This is a genomic window from Pauljensenia hongkongensis, from assembly GCF_001746855.1.
In the GTDB taxonomy this organism is placed as follows: domain Bacteria; phylum Actinomycetota; class Actinomycetes; order Actinomycetales; family Actinomycetaceae; genus Pauljensenia; species Pauljensenia hongkongensis.
In genome coordinates this window covers 566,360-568,351 of sequence record NZ_CP017298.1, presented here as the reverse complement: position 1 = coordinate 568,351, position 1,992 = coordinate 566,360, and the positions used below count along the sequence as shown (strand labels likewise).

The following is a 1,992-nucleotide window of genomic DNA, read 5'->3' as shown; positions in this document are numbered from 1 at the left end:
TGCGCACCCGCCACCCCCCGCCTCGGACGCCCCCGCCCGGCGGCTCCCGGGCGTCGAGGGGCACCGAGGCGAGCGCCGCCTCCTGGCCGCCCGCCTCTACCAGGGCCTCGGCGGCCCCCAGGCGCACCACCGACCGGGAGTCGATACCCGCGTGGAGCGCCGCGTCCACGCTCTGGGCGCGGAGCACGCGCGTCGAGAACACCCCCATCGACGCCGAGGGGAGCGTGAAGCGCCCGGGACTGGCGACCACCAGCACCACTCCGGCGGCCAGCGCCCCCCGGAGCACGCCCTTCCACGCCTCGTCGCAGCGCAACTGCCCCATCGCCGAGGACACGGATGTGAGCACTGCGGGCAGGTCGTCGATGGCGAGCACGCAGGGCCCGTGCGCGCACACCCCCTCCAACAGGCGCGCGCACGCCGCGGCGTCCTCGGGGGCGACGCGCGAGACCGCCCACGCCACGGGCTCCTGGGAGCAGTGGTGCACCGGCAGGCCCGCCAAGGAGGCGGCGCGCGCCGCCAGGGAGCGCACCCATGCGGCCGCCAGGCGCGCCTCGGAACGCGGCGCCTGCACCTCGATGGGGCCTCCGTCCCACACGACCGGCGCAGGCCCCGAGGAGTCGACCGAGTCGAAGAGCCCCAGCGCCCTCCGCCCGGGGCAACGGGCGTCGACGTCCTCCCACGTGAGGGAGGCGGGTATGGGCGGTGCCCACAGCGGCGCGCGCCCGCACGACCGGAATCGCCCGTTGATGCGCTCCACCAGAGCCCGCGCGTCCCCGGTGCGGGCGAACTGGAGCGGCCCCCGCCCCGTCACGACCGCCCGCCCCGGGGTGCGGGGGATGCGGGCGGCGGTGTCGTCGCCCAGGACGTCCATCGAGTCCGCTGCGGTCAGGCACCGCAGCGCCACGCGGATGTCGATGTTCGCCCGCATCGACGCCGACACCGCCCCCGCCGGGCGCTGTGTGGCGGCGACGAGGTGGAGGCCCAGGGAACGGCCCTGCGCGGCCAGGCGCATGATGACGCCCATCGTCTCGGGATGGGAGTCCACCAGGACACGGAACTCGTCGATGGCGATCACGATGCGCGCGGGAGGGGGCGCCACCCGGGCGGGGTCGGCGCGGTGGCGCTGCGCCCACTGGCGCAGGTCGGGGACGCCGATGCGGGCCAGCTGGCGCTCGCGGTCGGCCAGCAGCGCCCCTATGCCCCGCAGGGCCCGGGCAGTCGCCCCCGGGTCGATGTCGGTGAGGACGCACTCGGTGTGGGCCAGGCCCGACAGGGGGGCGAAGGTCGCGCCGCCCTTGTAGTCGATGAGGACCAGGCGCACCCGCTCGGGCGGGTGGTGGGAGCACATGGAGAGCAGCCACGTGAGCAGGGCCTCCGACTTGCCCGACCCGGTGCACCCCGCCACCAGGGCGTGCGGGCCGTCGGCCACCAGGTCCAGGACCACCTCCCCGTCCGTCCCGACGCCCACGGGCGCGGCGAGGCCGTCGTCAGTGAGTCCGTCCGAGTCGCCACGTGAGTCCCCGTCCGTGCCGTCGGCGCCGGACGCGGCTTCCCCCAGGGCCTCCCACTCCACCACGTCGGGCAGCGCCGCGCCGTCGTCCGAGGCGGCGACCTGCCACCACCACCTGGGCGACACGGGGGCGGAGCGCGCGGTGAAGACCTGTTCGCACCACGGGGGGAGGTCCTCGAAGGCCCTTCCGACGCCGCAGTGGACGACGGGGGCGTCCTGCGCGCCGGGCGCTCCGGGGGCGGCGCAGTGGGGGCACGCCTCCGAGCGTGTGATGTGGATGACCGCATGGGGCGCCCCCACCGTCCACGTCCCCTGGTCCGTGCACACGCGCGCCCCGCCCGTCTGGGCGGCGATCTGCCCCGCGCACCACAGCGCGCACTCGTGGGCGCCCGGCCCCACGAAGCCGAGGCTGCGGGCCCCGGGCCCCTTCCCCGCCGGGGCGTCCGCCCCGGCCACCGCGATGCGCGCCCCCAGGCGCGTGG

Annotated in this window: 1 protein-coding gene; it reads right to left on the bottom strand. The window is 77.3% G+C overall.

The window, feature by feature from the left end; translation table 11 throughout:
• Nucleotides 1-1,992 (bottom strand): FtsK/SpoIIIE domain-containing protein (locus BH719_RS02355; protein ID WP_050790612.1); only part of this gene is annotated, 1,992 nt, incomplete at both ends.